Source organism: Arthrobacter sp. I3, assembly GCF_000520575.1.
In the GTDB taxonomy this organism is placed as follows: Bacteria; Actinomycetota; Actinomycetes; order Actinomycetales; family Micrococcaceae; genus Arthrobacter; species Arthrobacter humicola_A.
On the sequence record NZ_AZSB01000470.1, the window covers coordinates 17,047 to 33,300 of the forward strand.

The following is a 16,254-nucleotide window of genomic DNA, read 5'->3' on the forward strand; positions in this document are numbered from 1 at the left end:
CCCGGGTGGATGGGTGTCCCTGGGCTACCTGGAGACCTTGCCCATCCGGCCCGCGATGGGTGTGGTGAACAGCGGTTTGGTCAGGAACCAGGCGGCCGCGATGACCAGCAGGGAGGCCAGGAAGATGATCAGCCCCCACCAGTCCACCACGTCCCGGGAGGTGAACATGTGATTCAGGTTGCGCAGGGCACCGGTGAAGAACACCAGGAACACGTGGATCATGGTGAAGGTAACGAAGTAGACCATCACCGGGACGTGGATGGCCCGGGCCCACTCCACCGGGTAGGCCTTGCCGAGCGCGGCGGCCTTCTCCGGCCACCAGGTGGAGATCCGGATGCCGGAAATGATGGCCAGCGGAGCGGCGATGAACACGGTGATGAAGTAGGTCATGACCTGCAGCGCGTTGTAGTGGACCCACCCGTTCTCCGTGGGCCAGTCCAGGGAGGCGTACTGGAGGCCGGTAGAGAGCATGTTCGGGAAGACGTCCCAACTGGTCGGCACAATGCGCAGCCACTGCCCCGTGGCGAACAGCAGGATGATGAATATCAGGCCGTTGAGCACCCAGAGCACGTCCAGGCTTTGGTGCAGCCACTGGGCCAGGGACACCTTCTTTGGTGTGTTGCCCTTCGGCGAAAAGAATGAGTCCTTCTTCGCGGTCCAGTAGCCGGGCGGCTTACGCTCGTTGCGGACCTGCAGCCCCGTCCGGACGATGAGCACCATGAAGAATATGTTGAAAAAGTGTTGCCAGCCCAACCATACCGGCACTCCGGCCGGTGCACTGTCCGGCTGGGCGGAGTGACCGTCGTACGTTGCGATGAACGCCTGCACGGGTTCCAGCGTCCGGAGCCAGCGGGCACCGAGCACTGCTGCGGTCACCAGCACCAGCACGACGGCGGTGACTGCCACCGAATTGACCCACTGCGGGCGTCCGCCCGGCTTGGCAGCTCCACCGGAAGGGGCGGGCCGTTTAGTTGTGGTCGCCGCGGTGCCGGCTGGGGAACCGGTGCCGTTCCTGGAAGGCACGACCGCGGGCGGCGGCGCGACTGGCGATCCCATGCGTGAGCGGGCGGGCGCCGCCGGGTCCACCCTGGCATGGCCTGTTTCCGGGGCCGGTACAGGCGTCGTGGCCGCGCCCATTCGGATCTTCCTCAGTGCTGGCGTGGCGGCTTCCTGCGGGGTGGTGGTGGACGGCTCTGCGGCGGACGGCGCCGCACCCATGCGCTGCCTCTGCGCGGGAGCGGCAGGCGGTGCATCCGGGGATGCCGCAGGCTGGACGCCCATGCGCTGACGGCGGGGCGTGCCAGCCGCGCTGTTCTCGTTGGTCATCGTGCCTCTCACCTCGTGACGGTTGATAAATCAGGTCCAGCAAATCGTGCCGGGGCCTCAGCTACGGCGGGCGGCGATCGCGTCGATCAGCTGCGGCACTACGGTGAAGACGTCGCCCACCACGCCGAAATCAGCGATGTCGAAGATCGGTGCGTCCTCGTCCTTGTTAATAGCGATGATCGTCTTGGCTGTCTGCATGCCGGCTCGGTGCTGGATGGCCCCGGAGATTCCCAGTGCCACGTACAGTTGCGGAGACACGGAGACGCCGGTCTGGCCCACCTGGAATGACTGGGACACGTAGCCGGAGTCCACGGCCGCACGCGAGGCGCCCACCGCGGCGCCCAGGCTGTCGGCCAGCTCGTCGACCAGGGCGAAGTTCTCCTTCGAGCCGAGTCCGCGCCCGCCGGAAACCACCGCTTGGGCGGTCCGCAGCACCGGCCGGTCGGACTCGGCCGGGGCGTCCGTCGCGTGATCGATCCGCGCCCCAGGGGCAGCGGCGGTGGACACCGCAGCGGTCTTGATCTGGGGGTCGGCCACGGCCTCGGCGCGCGCGTCGATTGAGCCCGGGCGAACGGTGATGATCATCAGACCACCTTCCACTGTGGACTCGGTGGTGAAGTCGCCGCCGAACACCGAGTGCTGAACGATGGCTTCCTGTCCCTCTTCGTCGTAGCGCACGCCCACCGCATCGGCGGCCACGGAGCCGTTGGCGATGATCGCCAGCCGGCCGGCCACGGACTTGGAGTCATTGGTATTCGAGGCCAGCACCAGTTGGGCGGAGTACGCCCGCACAGCGTCAGCGAGGGCTCCGACCTGTGCAGTGCCAAGCTCAACGGCTGCCGTGTCCGATTCGGCGAGGTAGACGTGGGCTGCGCCTAGCGATCCGAGCTTCGCGGCCAAGTGCGCACCCTGGCCGGGGGCTGTCACCGCAACGGCCACCGGTGTGCCCATTCTGGCGGCAGCGCCGAGTAGGCCGGCGGACGTCGACTTCGGCGCACCGTCACCGGTGGTTTCGATCAGTACCGCGATGTTTCCCATGATGTGTCCTTTAGGTGGTCCAGGTCCTCAAGTGAGGTGAATGTAAGTGGTCAGATCAGCCGCTGGGCGACGAGGAACTCGGCCAGCATGTTGGCGGCGGTGCCGTCGTCGACGACTTTCGGGCCGGCAGCCTTAGCGGGGCGGGCCGTGGCCGAGACCATCGCGGAGCGCACCGGGGCCGCAGCCGGGCCGGCCTGAATGGCCAGCTCGGCCAGGGACCAGGTTTCCAGCGGCTTTTTCTTTGCCTGCATGATGCCCTTGAAATTCGGGAAGCGCGCCTCGGCGGACTTCTCGGTCAGCGAGACAGCCGCCGGCAGCCCGGAACTTAGCTGGAGCGAGCCGCCGTCGATCTGTGCCGTGCCGGAGACACCCCCGTCGGTGATAGTTACGTCGTCCAGCCCTGGCAGGACCGGCCAGCCGAGGATTTCCGCGACCATCGCCGGGATCATCCCTCCGCGGCCGTCGGTGGCTTCGTTTCCGGCCACGACCAGGTCCGGGGCGATCCTCTGCACAGCAGCGGCCAATACTCTCGAGGTCTGGACCATGTCAGATCCCGCCAGTGCTTCATCGGCGATCAAGACAGCCGAGTCGGCCCCCATGGACAGCAGTTTGCGCAGCGTTTTGGTGGTGTCCTCCGGGCCCATGGACAGCATGATCACCTGGGCGTCGGGGTTGGTGTCCTTGAACTGTAGGACAGCTCCCAAGGCGCGCTCATTGATCTCATCCGGGACCGGCTCGGAGGCTTCCCGGTCCAGCATGCCGGTGTCCAGATTGATCTTCCGGTCCGACCAGGTGTCCGGCACCTGCTTGGCCAACACAACGATTTTCATGACGGGCTTTCCTTACTTAAGAATTGGGTTCAGCTGCACGGTCGGACCAGCCGATCCCGTGTCTATAGTCCGTACGAGCGGCCGATGATTTCCCGCTGAATCTCGTTGGTGCCGCCGTAGATGGTGGCGCCCAGGGCGGCGCTCAGATGCTGGGTCATCGGGAACTCGGATGAGTAGCCGTAGCCGCCCATCATTTGCATGCCTTCCAAGGCGGCGGTCTTGGCCACCTCGGATGCTTTGAGCTTGGCCATGGATGACAGCCGGGAGATGTTCGTGCCCGGCTGGGGCGAGTCCGCCTGCTCGGCAACGCTGTACACGAGCAGACGCGCGCATTCGATCTCCGTCGCGAGGTCCGCAATCCGGTGCTTGATGGCCTGAAAGGACCCTACCGGGCTGCCGAACTGCGTCCGTTCGGTGACGAACTTGAGGCAGTCGTCGAAGGCCCGTTCGGCCGTCCCGAGCATCTGGGCGGCCAGTATGAGCCGCTCCGTGTCCAACCCGGCCATGAGCTGGTACCAGCCCTGATCCACTTCCCCGATGACAGCGTCGGCCGGGATCTCGCAGTTCGTGAAGAATACGTCGTTGACCTCGGCACCGTTCATGGTCTCGATTCCCCGGATCTCCATGCCATTGACGCCGGTTGGCACGTGGAACATCGTGAGGCCGTGATGCCGTTTCTCGCCGCGGGACGTCCTGGCTACCAGCAGGATGCTGGCGGCCTGGTGGGCGTTGGTGATCCACGTCTTCTGGCCGTTGATCACCCAGCCGTCGGCAGTGCGCTCGGCGCGACAGGAGACAGCCGCCACGTCCGAGCCCGCCCCGGGTTCGGACATGGCGATGGCCAGGGCTTCGCCTTCCGCCAGCCGCCCGAGGACGGCCGCCTTGAGCTCCTCGCTGGCGAAGCGGTTGTAGATGCCGCCGGTGATCAGGCTCGTGCCGAGCCACGGCAAGGGCGCCATGCCCCGTGCCAGTTCCTCCAGCAGAACACAGAGGTCCACGTGATTTCCGCCGGATCCCCCGTATTCCTCCGGCATGTTGATCGCCGCCCAACCGAACTCAGCCACCTTGCGGTTCAGCTGAAGGCTGTGTCCCTCACGGCCGCCGCTGGTCAGCAGGTCCCGCTGTTCCTTGGACCCCACTTCTTTGCGGCAAAAGTCACGGACGGATTCTGCGAGGGAGAGCTGCTCTTCTGTAAGTGTTGACACGGTGGGGGCTCCTGGAATGGTGGTGAGGGCGGTCTGCGAGGAATCTCAGCCGACGTTCGTGCGGACTGTACCTGGCCTCTGGGCGGATACGACGACGGCGGGTTGCGGTTCGTCGTCGACATCCGTTTTGTATCTGCGCGCTGCCAGCCCGCACACCAGGGAGACGACGGACGCGAGGATGATCATGGCTGCCAGCGGCCACCAGTGGGCGGTTCCGTTCGTGGGCACCAGGGTGGCGGCCATCAGGGGCGTGGAGGCAGCCCAGGCAACACCGGCGAAGGCACTACAGAGGGCCACGCCGCTGTACCGCACTTCAGTGGGGAACAGGTCGAAGGTCATGCTGGAAACCACGGCGTAGACGCTGGCGTGGCCCAGGACGAGGGCGAAGGTGAACGCCAGAGTCATCAAAACAGCGTTGCCGGTATCGAACAGGAAGAACAAGGGAACCGCGAAAAGCAGGGTGAAGGTCACGCCCACCATGAAGATCTTCCACGGGTTGATCTTGTCGGCAAGGATGCCGACCACAACGATTGCCACCAGGTCCACGGAGGCGGCGATCAGTAGGATCATCAGCGTGTCGCTACGCTCCAGGCCGTGGCGCTGTGTGGCCATGGAAAGCATGTAGGTGGTGATCAGATAGAAGAGCACGATGACGCTGGCCTGGAGTCCGATGCCGATGAGCACCCGGACCGGCATACGCCTGATTACGGTCATAATCGGGTTGGTCTTCACGGCGCTGGCTTCTTTGAGCTCCTCGAACTCCTGCGATTCCTGGACGCCAACTCTGATGATCATTCCGATGATGACGAGGACGAAGCCGGCAAGGAAGGGAATTCGCCAGCCCCAAGCCAACAGTTGGTCGCTGGGGAGTTTGGCCACGAAGTACATGACGATGGTGGCAAGGACCAGCGCAAGCGGACTTGCGATCTGGGGAGCCGAGCCATAAAAGCGTGCCCTCGATTTCGGGGCGTTCTCGACGCTCATGAGCACGGCGCCGCTCCACTCGCCGCCAACGGCAACGCCCTGTATGAACCGCAGGATGGTCAGCAGGATTGGCGCCCAGATGCCGATCTCCGCCCAGGTGGGCAGGACGCCGATGAGGCCGGTTGCCAGGCCCATCAGCGTTAGTGTGGTGATGAGGGTGGTCCGGCGTCCGAGCCGGTCCCCGAGGTGGCCGAAAATAAAGGCACCGACGGGCCGGGCCAGGAACGCGACGCCCAGCGTGGCGAAAGAGGCCAGCAGGGCCGTGTTGGACCCGAAGCCCGGGAAGAAGATCGTGGAGAAGACCAGGCTCGCGGCCGTGGCGTAGATGAAGAAGTCGAACCACTCGACGGTAGTACCAACAAGGCTGGCGATGAAAGCACGCTTTTGCTGCTTGTTGCCGAAACCGGTTTGCTGCGTTGATGCCATGGTGATTGCCTTTCAACGGCGAAGATGGATGCGGCGAAGACGCCAGTCACACAGGAGGCGAACGGTACAGCTGACCGCTCACCATGGAACCCTTGGTCAGGAAAGACCGAAGAGGTTCTGACGGAGCACGTTTTTGCGGATCTTTCCCGCAGGGGTCGCCGGCATGGACTCGACAATGCGCATCGACTCTGGCCACAGCCGCCGGGGAACGTGGCGTTCCTGCAGCCAATTCAGGAGTTCCTCGAAGCTCGGCGGGGTTCCGGCCGGCTGGATAACGGCACAAATACGCTCACCCATGCGGTCGTCGGGTTGCCCCACCACCGCGATGCGGGCGATCTTGTCGTGGCTGGCCAGGGCGCCTTCGATTTCGACGGGAGAGATGTTGACCCCGCCGCGGATGATGATGTCTTTGAGGCGGCCAGTGATTTTCAGGTAGCCGTTGTCGTCCACAATGCCGACGTCGCCGGTACGGAAGTAACCGTCCGCGGTAAAGGACTTCTCGTACATCTCTTTCTGGTTGATGTATCCCAGGAACAACGACGGGGCCTTCATCACGATCTCGCCTTCGGAGCCACGGGGCGCAGTCACACCTTCTTTGATGATTTCCAGTTCAGTGCCCGCCATCACCCGGCCGCAGGTGTTCGCCACTAAGTCCACGGAGTCTTCGAGCAGGCTTGACGTCGCTCCGCCTTCGCTCATCGCCCAAATCGAGCAGATGCGAGTGTCCGGTATCTCCAGTTGGGCTTTCTCGATCAAGGACGGCGGAATGGGGGCGCCTCCGCAAAGGAAGGCCCGCATGCCCTGCAGCTTGGGAGTTTCGGCATGCCATTCTGCCTTAACAAGGTCGGTAAGGAACGGCGTGGCCGCAACGGTGATGCCGCAACTATTTTCGCTGACCAACTCCAGTGCCCGCTGCGGTTCCCAGCGCTCCTGGAGGACCAGGGGCGCCCCCACCATGATGGACATGCGCGCCCCGTGCCAGAAACCGGTGCTGTGGCCCAACGGCGAGGGCATAAAAATGGACTGATCATCGGTGACGCCGTACCGGTCAATGACGGCCTGGTTGTAGGCACGAAGACTGGATTCGGAGTGGGCGATCGCCTTGGACTGACCGGTGGTGCTCGAGGAAAACAGGATGTGGGCCATGCCAACCGGATAGTCAGGCAGTACCGGCTCGGGTCCCTCGATGGTCTGCCAGTGGCGCCCACTTTGGTCGCCGACGGAGAGCATGACCTCGAGCCGGCGGCCCACGCTGTCGGCGAGTTGGCCGATCTCATCGCGGAACGACCGCCCGCGGTGGGCTGCGGGAAGGAAGACGGCCCGGGCACCGACAAGGTTGCTCACATAGGCGATGGAACCGGGGTCCGAGGTGACGGGCAACGTGCCCGGAACCAAGCCCGTGCGGAGCGCCGCCAGGTAGACGGCGAGCCACTCGGTCCAGTTCGGCATGCAGATGATCACGACGTCCCCGGCGACGAGTCCCCTCGCCAGTATTTCCTCAGCGATGTCAGCGGACAACGCCTGCAGCTCGCTGCGGGTCATGCGGTTACCGCGGTCATCCAGCACCGCGGTGGCCCGGGGATCCCGGGACAGCAGCGTCAGGAAGTCATCCCAGATCCCGGTCATTGCTTCGTCCGTTCCCAGTCCTCCCGACACAGGAGTATTCGTAGCACGTCCAACCAGTTCGGAAGTGGGCATAACGACTCCTTTTCAAGAGACAGATCGTTGCCTGAGCGGCGGCCCTTTGCGATCGCGGCTCAGCTGTTGTTCCTCCACTATGACGTGGATCTCAATCACGGTCAAGAGGGTGATGTCGCTTTTTTCTTACATACATCGAAGGCCTTCAAGTCCTTGAAGAAAGGGGAAGTCTGCCAGGGGCCGGCGGGCACGAATGAGCGAAGCGCTCGGAGCGGGCATGCACGGACGGGCCCGAGCAGGCGGGCCGGCCGGACTGGAGGCGCGCAAAAGTCAAAACGGAGAAACGGCCCACTCCATAGGCGTTCTGCGCGCAGTGCTGCCTGATTATTCGGCGCGGGCGCCTAGCCGGCCCGGGGCGGAAAGAAGGTGGTGTACCAGCAGTGGGTGATGGACCGAGCCGCGTCGTCAAGGGAGACCGCGCCATCGTGCAGGTCGTCCTGGGCAAACCAGATGTAGGCCGACTGCTCGGCCATGCACGCCATGGACTCGACATGGAGCTGGACCTTCACGCCGTCGATCTCCGTAATCCCATGGGACCGCGACAATGCCCCGACGAAGCGTTCGACATGACGGTTGCGCATGTGCCACCAGATGTCCTGGAACCGCTTTTCCACGTGGGCGGCCTGGATGAAGGCCCGCATGAGGTCACGGTTCTCGCTATAGATCTCCAGATACCCGTGGTTCGATGCCAGTAGGGACTGGTAGGGATCGTCGCGGAAATTGTGCTCCCGTGAGGCGCTGGCCTCGAAGAGCTGCTCGTGAAGGTCCTCGATGACCTGGGCAAAGAGGTCTTCCTTGTTTTCGAAGTACCGGTAGAGACCGCCCATCGAGATGCCGGCCTCGGTCGCAACGTCGCCCATCCGTGCGTTGACGTAGCCGTCCCGGGCGAAAACCGCCCGCCCGGCGGTTACAAGCTGATCTCGGGTGCGCCGCCCCTTGGGCGTCGTGGGTGCAGCTGGCACTGGTCTTCCTTTGCGTCCGTCGGATCTCATCCGGCCAAGGCTTTTGCGAGTATATCGAGCACACTACTCGTATGTATTTTAAAAAAGCGACATCACCCTCTTGACTTGCCGACTCGCACTGCTCATGATGAAGATGTGGCTGAAATTACAGCCACGAACACTCGCCCCTTTGACGCAGCGGAGCGTACCGCGAGACAACCTTCAGGAGTGCACATGAAGATAGTTGCCATCAACGACATCAAGGTGGCGTACTCGGAAGCAGGTGACCCCGAGAGCGGAGTAGGCCCCGTGATCCTGATCCACGGACTCGCCGAAGGACGGGACAGCTGGAGCGGCACACAGGCTGACCTGCCCGGCCTGCACACGTTCGCCTACGACCTTCGCGGTCATGGCGCCACCACCGCCGGCGAGGGCGCCGGCACGCTGGAGCAGCTCGGGCTGGACCTGATCAGGTTCCTCGAACAGGTCACCGGCCCGGCCGTGGTCGTAGGTTTCTCCCTCGGTGGAACCATTGCCCTGTGGGCGGCCGCCGAACGGCCCGACCTGGTGCGCCGGACCGTAGTCCTGGGCACCTCATCCCTGGTGGGTCGCAGCGCTGTCCAGTTCTATCTCAACCGCATCGAGATTGCGGGCGACACGGCATCCCCGGAATTCCGGGATGCCATTCGAAGCGATACCGCGGCCGCGCTGTTCACCGCAACCGATCAACTGGACGACATCACAGAAGCACGGCTCGCGGCCATTGGCGACGGGTCCGGTTACATAAACGCCTCGCGCGCCATGGCCGCCCTCAACGAGTCACCACTGACTCCGAGGCTCGCCGATATCACCATCCACGTAGATGTTGTCGGCGCAGACCATGATGCGTTCTGCCCGGCCAAAGCGGCCCGGATCATCGTCGATAATTTGTCCGACGTCACGTACCGGGAGGTGCCGAACGCCGGTCACCTCATGAACGTTGACAACCCCTCGGCTGTGACGCAGGTCCTGCTCGGAACGATCGCCGGACGTCATTAACCATCACCAGATAATGGCACCACCAGCCGGCACACCCAAACTTTTGAGGAGAAGAAATGATTGAACCCAGGAAAGTAGCAATCGTCACCGCAGCGGCTGGAGCCGGCATCGGCGCGGCCATCACGGAGCGCCTGGCCGCGGACGGCTACGACGTTGTGGTCACCGACGCCCACGAACGCCGCTGCAAGGAATCAGCCGGGCGGCTTGCCGAAAAGCACGGCCGGGACTTCCTGGCCGTTCCGCTGGATGTCACCGACGAGGCTGCAGTTCAGGCGGCCATTCAGACGGTCATGGACCAGCGCGGGCGCATCGACGTCCTGGTGAACAACGCGGGCTGGTCGAAAATAGAGCCGGTCGCTGAGATGTCACTCGAGACCTGGCAGAAGTGCCTCGACGTGGACCTCACCGGCACCTTCCTCTGCACGCGCTACGCGCTGCCGCACATGATCAAGGCCGGCAGCGGGGCGATCGTCAACATCAGCTCCATCGCCGCCTACGAGACCTCCACTGAACACGGCGCAGCCTACTCTGCTGCGAAGGCCGGTGTGCTGGCCCTGACCCGCGTCACCGCCGCCGAGAACGGAAAGTACGGCGTCCGCGCCAACGCGGTCACGCCCGGCCTGATCTATAACGACTTCCTGCGGAAGATCTACCCGGAGGAGTTCTTCTCCGGCTACGCCGAGAACCGCTCCAAGGTGGGCCGTATCGGCCAGCCTGAGGACGTTGCCGGCCTCGTGGCCTTCCTTGCCTCCGACCAGTCCGGCTACATTACCGGTGAAGTGTACGGCGTGAGCGGAGGTGTGCACCCTCATGGATGAGTTGATCAATCTCACCGTGGCGGAGCTGGGCACTGCTTATCGGCGGCGTGAGCTGAGCCCCGTCGAGGTCACCACGGCTTTCCTCGAAAGGATCGACGAGGTCGATCAGGAGCTTCACGCCTTCGTCACCGTTATGTCCGACATTGCGCTGGCCCAGGCGGCGGAGGCCGAGCGCCAGTTCGCGGCAGCCGAGCCGGCCGGCGCCCTCACGGGCATCCCGGTTGCCGTCAAGGATGCCTTCCACGTGGCCGGCGTTCCGACGTCGCTCGGTTCCGTTGTGTACCGCGACGTCGTGGCCAAGTCCGACTCCGGCGTGGTTCGCCGCCTCCGGGCCGCCGGCAGCGTGTTCACCGGCAAGACAAACACCGCCGAGTTCGGGCAGTCCGCCACCAGCGACAACCTGCTCGGCCCGGACACGGGCAACCCCTGGGACGCCACCAAAACGCCTGGCGGTTCCAGCGGCGGTTCAGCAAGCGCCGTGGCCGCCCGGCTGTCGGCAGTAGCTGTCGGGTCCGACGGCGGCGGGTCAATCCGCATTCCCGCTGCCTTCTGCGGCGTCTACGGCCTCAAGACCTCGTCCGGGCTGTGCCCGGACGAGAAGGGTTTCCGGGCCATGACCGACTTCGTCGGTGCCGGACCGATGACCAGCACGGTGGCCGATGCCAGGCCGCTGTTGGGCGTACTCGCCGGCCGCGACTACTCCAGAGGGGCAGTGCCCAAACTGCGGGTCGCGTATTGTGCCCGGCCCGAAGGCATGCCTGTCGACCCCGGCGTGGCACAGGCCCTGGAGGCCGTGGCCCGGCAGCTGTCCGCACTGGGGCACGAGGTCATCCCCACCGATCTTCCGCTCGAGGGCTGGAACGACGTGTTCGGCCCGCTCGTCCTTGAGGACGAACACCGCGAACGCGGTCACCTGCTGGTCCGCCACGCGGACCAGCTGACCAGGTATGAACGGTCCTCCCTCAGGGCAGCCCTCGCCCTGGATCCCGCCGCTGTGACCCGGGCCCACGATCTGCTGCCGCTGTACCGGCAGCGGATCGCGGCGCTCTTCACACGGTACGACGTGGTCCTCACACCTGCGACGGCGGTTCCGTCGTTTTCACTGGGTGAGCGTCCGTCGCAAATCGACGGGCAGAAGGTCGACCAGCTGTGGGGGCCTTTCCCGTTCGCCGTTCCCTTCAACGTCGCCGGTGTGGCTGCCGCTTCCGTTCCCTGCGGGTTCGCGGATGGCCTGCCCGTGGGGGCCCAGTTGGTGGTGGCCGCAGGAGCAGAGCAGCTGCTGCTCGACATCTCCGAGGATCTCGAGGAAGCGATCGGCTTCGACCGTCTGGCCGTGGTGTCCCGCTGGAGCCGTACGGCGGCGCCGACGCCATGACCCGGTACGTGGCCAAGGAGCGGATCGGGGATGTGGTGTCGCTGGTCCTGGACGCACCGGAGCGCAGGAACGCCTTGTCCTTCGAGCTGCTCGCCGAGCTGTCGAAGGCCCTCACAGAAGGTCTTGAGGGAGCCACCGGAGTCGTCATCTCCGGATCGGGCGGCGCTTTCAGCGCAGGAGCGGACTTCGGCAACCTGACGGGCACAAGCCGGGACATCGAATTCGACGACGCGGTGGAACGCGCCGCGGAGGCGATCACGGCCAGCCGGATACCGGTGGTGGCGGCGATTGAAGGGCCCTGCATTGGTGCCGGAGCTCATCTCGCACTCGCCTGCGACCTCCGCATTGCCGGGGCGGGGAGTTTCCTCCAGGTCCCCGCCGTCCGGCTCGGCCTGCTCTACAGCCCCCGGGCCATCGCCTGGCTGGCCGGCAACTACCCCCGTGACTCCGTACGTCGCATGCTCCTGCTGGGCGAACGCTTTGACTCAGCCGACGCCGTCGAGGCCCGGCTGTTCAGCAAAGTGGTCCCCACCGGGACAGCGCTAGAGCACGCGGCGCAGGCATTGGCCGCCTTGTCGCCGGACCATCTCGACGCGTTGGCCATCACCCGCGAACTCCTAAACTCGCTCGACTCCGGCCACTACGACGAGGCAATGTGGCAGCAACGGCGGAAAGACTTGCTCGATTCCCCCGCCCGGGCCCAGGCCATCCGGCACGCCAAAGCCCGACATACCTAACAATCACCATTGGAGAGGCAGCCTACCGATGAGCAGCACCCTGACCCTTTCACTTGCAGATCTGGCCGGCACCGACCTCGGCGAGCACACTGCGACCTACGACGATACGGCCGTCATCCTCTATGCGTTGGCGGTCGGTGCCGCTCCCGATGACCTTGACCTCGTCTACGAACGGGACCTGCGCACCCTGCCCACCTACGCCTGCGCCCTGGGCCTCTGGGCCGTCGAGGCCGCCGGCAGGCTCGGCGCCTACGACCCCAAACGCTCCCTGCATGCCTCCCAGCGGCTCGTTGTGCATAAGCCGCTGCCGCCGTCGGGCTCTATCGTCATGAGCGGTCGCGTGGCCAATGTCTACGACAAGGGCAAGGCGTCAATCGTGGAGATCGAGGCGACCTCGGAATTCTTTACCGCGACGTACAACATCTTCCTGCCGGGCGTCGGTGGCTGGGGCGGCGACCGCGGCCCCTCCTCGCCCACGGCAGAACGCCCCGAACCGACGCACTCGACCGAGTTCCAGACCACCCCGAACCTGGCAGTCCTGTACCGCCTGACCGGTGACCGGCATCCGGTACACATCGATCCCGCGGTGGCCGACGCCAACGGCTTCGGCCGTCCCATCCTCCATGGCCTCTGCACACTGGGCATCGCCGCCAGGGAAATTGCTGAACAGGTTGGCGCCCATCCTGCCGACCTGCGGGAGCTCGAGGTGCGCCTCTCCGCCCCGGTACTGCCCGGCCAGAAGCTCCGGATCTCCTCAGCAAGCCAGGAAGGTCGCGTCTATTTTGAGGGAACAGCAGGCGAAACGGGCGTCTTGTCCGGTGGCACGGCCACCTTCCACACCACCATGAAAGGCACCAACAATGTCTGATATCAGCGACCTGATTGACTTTGATTCCCTCCTCACGGCCGAAGAGCGTGCGCTCCGGGATTCCGTGCGGTCCTTCGTGGACAGTGAGATCAAGCCGAACATCGCCGGCTGGTACGAAAAGGCCGTGTTCCCGCTCGAGATCGTCCCGGAACTGGCCAAGCTCGGCGTGCTGGGCATGCACCTGAAGGGGTATGGCTGCGCCGGCCGTTCCGCCGTCGAGTACGGCCTGGCGGGTGCGGAGCTGGAAGCCGGGGATTCCGGGCTGCGCACGTTCGTTTCTGTGCAGGGTTCACTGGCCATGAGCGCGATCTACAAACACGGCTCCGAGGAGCAGAAACAGGAGTGGCTGCCGGCAATGGCCAAAGGTGAGGCCATCGGCTGCTTCGGGCTGACCGAACCCACCGCGGGGTCGGACCCGGGCAGCATGACGACCTTCGCGCGCCGTGATGGCGTTGACTGGGTGCTCAACGGCGCCAAGCGCTGGATCGGCCTGGCCTCCGTGGCCCAGGTCGCGGTCATCTGGGCCCAGACCGACGAGGGAGTGCGCGGCTTCGTTGTGCCCACCTCGACCCCGGGATTCACTGCCACCCCGATCGAACCGAAGCTGTCGATGCGCGCCTCCATCCAGTGCGACATCGAACTGACCGACGTGCGCCTGCCCGAGTCCGCGGTGCTGCCGAATGTCACCGGGCTTAAGGGCCCCTTCTCCTGCCTGAACGAGGCCCGCTACGGGATCGTCTGGGGCGCCATGGGCGCGGCCCGAGACGCGTTCGAGGCCGCCCTGGACTATTCAAAGGGCCGGATGCAGTTCGACAAACCGCTGGCCGGGTACCAGCTGACCCAGCAAAAGCTGGTGGACATGGCCCTGGAGATCAACAAGGGCTTCCTGCTCGCCCTGCACCTGGGCCGCAAAAAAGACGCCGGCACCCTGCAGACAGACCAGATCTCAGTCGGCAAACTGAACAACTGCCGCGAGGCCATCAAGATCGCCCGTGAGGCCCGCACCATCCTCGGCGGCAACGGCATCACGCTGGACTACTCACCCCTGCGCCACGCGAACAACCTGGAATCCGTGCGCACCTACGAGGGCACCGACGAAATCCACACCCTCATCCTCGGCAGCAAGCTCACCGGTGTCCCCGCTTTCCGGTAAGTCGTCCTGCACGAGGGTGGCCGCGCCAACGTGGCCACCCTCTTTCTGCAATGCGGCGATGAGTCGCGTCCAAAGGGGATCACAGTGAAACCGGTACACACCAGACAGCACCATGTGGCCCTGGGCGACGTTGATTCTGCCCTGGTGATCTACTTTGCCGCCGTTTTCCGCTGGCACGAGCAGAGCTTTTCTGAGTGGCTGGCCCAACGGTACATGCCCCTGAGCCGTATCCTGGCCGCGGGCCGCGGCTTGCCGGTGGTGAACTCTTCGGCCAGCTATGCCGCTTCCATCCGGCAGGATGACGCCGTGACACTCGACTCGTGGGTGTCCGACGTCGGCCGGTCGTCTTTCACGTTCGGCACCACTGTCCTCTGCAGCGGCACCGTCGCAGCAACGGTTGAAACCCGCCATGTCTGGGTTGAGGCGAGCCCAAGCGGCGCCTTCAAGTCCGCTAATTTGCCGGAGGCGCTGCGCGTTGCAGCAGGCGAGTTGGCTGCGTCGGGGCAACCATCTGCAGATGCCCCTGGAATGCCGGCGCGGCCCCAGCGATACTAAAGAACAGGTACCGGCGCGCTCGATGCAATCAGGGACCGGAGGTCGGTGTTCTGCTTTCAAGAGTTGGCCAGAGTGTAACGCCTGCACTTTCGGGCAGCGACACCATGTTGGGAACGCCCAGGGTGACTGCGCTGGCCCGCTGGCAGGCGAGATTCCGGGAAGGGAGTCTTCAATGGCCATGATCCGGTCCAGCGACAAACCATCAATGTCGCGTCTCAGCCGCTCCGCCGCCATCAAGTAGGGCTCGGGGGGACTTGCCGCGGGTGACCATATCCCCGGTGATCATGAACTCAAAGGTCCCCAAAGGCCGGTGCCGTACTACCTCCGGAAGACAAAGCGCCCATCACTCGAATCAAGGGTCGCGGTCGGGAAAGCTGATATGTGGTGATCCTCTGCCAAGGGGGTGGTCAAACGGTCCCGGGCTGGGTCGTCCGGGACCACTTATTCTTGTGTGCCGGTGGGCGTCTGGTGGTAAGTGTGTCGTTGGCGACGGCACAGGTAACTCCGAGGGGGGACAAAGGAATATGCACGTTATCGCCGGCTTCCACATCGAGTACAAGGCAGGTCGATCAGCGACGACGGCAAACTCACACTAACCGGCCCGCCGTCCCGGCACCGTAACCATCTTCCGTCCGTTAGCGAACCCGGGTCTGCGCCGATGCCTTTCATTCCGGATAGACCGTTTGCGGGAAGCCCACGGTTCACGAAACGCCGCCAGTGGATCGCGGAAGGGCCCGAATGATGGGTCCCAGCCAACACGCCGGGAACTGGGCGAGCTGGCTCGAAGAAGTTTGATTTGTCAACCCGGAATCACTCAGCCACAGCCCGAGGAAAGGAACTCCATGAACGAAGTCACCCATGACCATCCCATCACGATCACCGCAGCCAGCAGGGACATGCTCGAGCGCGAGCTCAACCACGCCGTAAAGCTCACGCAGAATAAAGCCATGACCGAAGGTATCCGCGGAATCATGGTCACTCATGAGGCACCCGGTCGCTTTACCGTCGCCCTCAACGACGAGGTCCCGTTTGGCCTAACGAGAGAGAAACAGGCGTGGTAGGAAGGCCCGGTGGCGGATACGTGGAAACAGCCAGCCAAAGCGGCAGCGACATGCCTGTCGCTTCCAAGACGGGGCAAGCTGCCGAGTGGACACTACTGGAAGGACTGAGCGTCGACGTTCATGAAAGCGGGAAGTTCATTGACCGGGGCAGGGTAGAAGCCGTGACGAAGGACGGATGCATCCTGTGGCTTGCACAGGAAG

At 64.4% G+C, this 16,254-nt stretch carries 15 protein-coding genes; 8 read left to right on the top strand and 7 right to left on the bottom strand.

Annotated elements, in window-relative coordinates; translation table 11 throughout:
* Positions 1-24: 24 nt before the first annotated feature.
* The 7 genes from Y706_RS0101110 to Y706_RS22890 all read right to left on the bottom strand — a co-directional run bounded on the left by Y706_RS0101110 (position 25) and on the right by Y706_RS22890 (position 8,469).
* Positions 25-906, bottom strand: coding sequence for a cytochrome b/b6 domain-containing protein (locus Y706_RS0101110; RefSeq protein WP_028275149.1), 882 nt, complete (start codon positions 904-906; stop codon positions 25-27).
* 477 nt (positions 907-1,383) lie between these two features.
* Positions 1,384-2,364 (bottom strand): electron transfer flavoprotein subunit alpha/FixB family protein, encoded by a 981-nt coding sequence (locus Y706_RS0101120; protein WP_028275151.1) that lies wholly within the window; start codon positions 2,362-2,364, stop codon positions 1,384-1,386.
* A 50-nt stretch (positions 2,365-2,414) separates the two neighbouring features.
* A complete protein-coding gene (locus Y706_RS0101125; protein WP_028275152.1) occupies positions 2,415-3,194 on the bottom strand; it encodes an electron transfer flavoprotein subunit beta/FixA family protein in 780 nt (259 codons plus the stop codon).
* 62 nt (positions 3,195-3,256) lie between these two features.
* On the bottom strand, positions 3,257-4,399 hold the full coding sequence (locus tag Y706_RS0101130) for an acyl-CoA dehydrogenase family protein (protein WP_028275153.1): 1,143 nt from the start codon (positions 4,397-4,399) through the stop codon (positions 3,257-3,259).
* 45 nt (positions 4,400-4,444) lie between these two features.
* Entirely contained in the window at positions 4,445-5,809 is a 1,365-nt protein-coding gene (locus Y706_RS22885; protein WP_043434052.1) for an MFS transporter, read from the bottom strand.
* Positions 5,810-5,905: 96 nt separating this feature from the next.
* Positions 5,906-7,435, bottom strand: coding sequence for an AMP-binding protein (locus Y706_RS0101140; protein WP_028275154.1), 1,530 nt, complete (start codon positions 7,433-7,435; stop codon positions 5,906-5,908).
* Between the two features lie 413 nt (positions 7,436-7,848).
* Positions 7,849-8,469: a TetR/AcrR family transcriptional regulator gene (locus Y706_RS22890; protein WP_052354964.1), complete on the bottom strand. Its 621-nt coding sequence runs from the start codon at positions 8,467-8,469 to the stop codon at positions 7,849-7,851.
* A gap of 213 nt (positions 8,470-8,682) precedes the next feature.
* On the opposite strand from Y706_RS22890, the gene Y706_RS0101150 reads away from it, so the two are divergent.
* The 8 genes from Y706_RS0101150 to Y706_RS0101185 all read left to right on the top strand — a co-directional run bounded on the left by Y706_RS0101150 (position 8,683) and on the right by Y706_RS0101185 (position 16,053).
* Positions 8,683-9,486 carry an alpha/beta fold hydrolase gene (locus Y706_RS0101150; protein WP_028275155.1) on the top strand — a complete coding sequence of 268 codons (804 nt, stop codon included), beginning with the start codon at positions 8,683-8,685 and terminating at the stop codon, positions 9,484-9,486.
* Between the two features lie 56 nt (positions 9,487-9,542).
* Positions 9,543-10,304, top strand: coding sequence for an SDR family NAD(P)-dependent oxidoreductase (locus Y706_RS22895; protein WP_043434058.1), 762 nt, complete (start codon positions 9,543-9,545; stop codon positions 10,302-10,304).
* The gene (locus Y706_RS0101160; protein ID WP_028275156.1) at positions 10,297-11,679 is read left to right on the top strand and encodes an amidase; all 1,383 of its coding nucleotides are present in this window, start codon (positions 10,297-10,299) and stop codon (positions 11,677-11,679) included. The genes Y706_RS22895 and Y706_RS0101160 overlap by 8 nt, the downstream gene beginning before the upstream one ends.
* Positions 11,676-12,416: an enoyl-CoA hydratase/isomerase family protein gene (locus tag Y706_RS27325; protein WP_052354965.1), complete on the top strand. Its 741-nt coding sequence runs from the start codon at positions 11,676-11,678 to the stop codon at positions 12,414-12,416. Before Y706_RS0101160 ends, Y706_RS27325 begins: the two co-directional genes overlap by 4 nt.
* A 28-nt stretch (positions 12,417-12,444) precedes the next feature.
* Positions 12,445-13,284 carry a MaoC/PaaZ C-terminal domain-containing protein gene (locus Y706_RS22905; RefSeq protein ID WP_043434061.1) on the top strand — a complete coding sequence of 280 codons (840 nt, stop codon included), beginning with the start codon at positions 12,445-12,447 and terminating at the stop codon, positions 13,282-13,284.
* Complete coding sequence (locus Y706_RS0101175; protein ID WP_028275157.1) at positions 13,277-14,437, top strand: acyl-CoA dehydrogenase family protein; 1,161 nt, start codon at positions 13,277-13,279, stop codon at positions 14,435-14,437. Before Y706_RS22905 ends, Y706_RS0101175 begins: the two co-directional genes overlap by 8 nt.
* A gap of 84 nt (positions 14,438-14,521) precedes the next feature.
* Entirely contained in the window at positions 14,522-14,992 is a 471-nt protein-coding gene (locus Y706_RS27330) for an acyl-CoA thioesterase (RefSeq protein ID WP_162159046.1), read from the top strand.
* A gap of 842 nt (positions 14,993-15,834) precedes the next feature.
* Entirely contained in the window at positions 15,835-16,053 is a 219-nt protein-coding gene (locus tag Y706_RS0101185) for a hypothetical protein (RefSeq protein WP_028275158.1), read from the top strand.
* Positions 16,054-16,254 lie beyond the last annotated feature (201 nt).

Coding starts and splice junctions, on each gene's coding strand:
- Y706_RS27325 (WP_052354965.1), top strand. CDS start 11,676: ATGACCCGGTACGTGGCCAAGGAGCGGATCGGGGATGTGGTGTCGCTG.
- Y706_RS0101140 (WP_028275154.1), bottom strand. CDS start 7,435: ATGACCGGGATCTGGGATGACTTCCTGACGCTGCTGTCCCGGGATCCC.
- Y706_RS0101120 (WP_028275151.1), bottom strand. CDS start 2,364: ATGGGAAACATCGCGGTACTGATCGAAACCACCGGTGACGGTGCGCCG.
- Y706_RS22885 (WP_043434052.1), bottom strand. CDS start 5,809: ATGGCATCAACGCAGCAAACCGGTTTCGGCAACAAGCAGCAAAAGCGT.
- Y706_RS0101125 (WP_028275152.1), bottom strand. CDS start 3,194: ATGAAAATCGTTGTGTTGGCCAAGCAGGTGCCGGACACCTGGTCGGAC.
- Y706_RS0101185 (WP_028275158.1), top strand. CDS start 15,835: ATGAACGAAGTCACCCATGACCATCCCATCACGATCACCGCAGCCAGC.
- Y706_RS22895 (WP_043434058.1), top strand. CDS start 9,543: ATGATTGAACCCAGGAAAGTAGCAATCGTCACCGCAGCGGCTGGAGCC.
- Y706_RS0101150 (WP_028275155.1), top strand. CDS start 8,683: ATGAAGATAGTTGCCATCAACGACATCAAGGTGGCGTACTCGGAAGCA.
- Y706_RS0101160 (WP_028275156.1), top strand. CDS start 10,297: ATGGATGAGTTGATCAATCTCACCGTGGCGGAGCTGGGCACTGCTTAT.
- Y706_RS22905 (WP_043434061.1), top strand. CDS start 12,445: ATGAGCAGCACCCTGACCCTTTCACTTGCAGATCTGGCCGGCACCGAC.
- Y706_RS0101175 (WP_028275157.1), top strand. CDS start 13,277: ATGTCTGATATCAGCGACCTGATTGACTTTGATTCCCTCCTCACGGCC.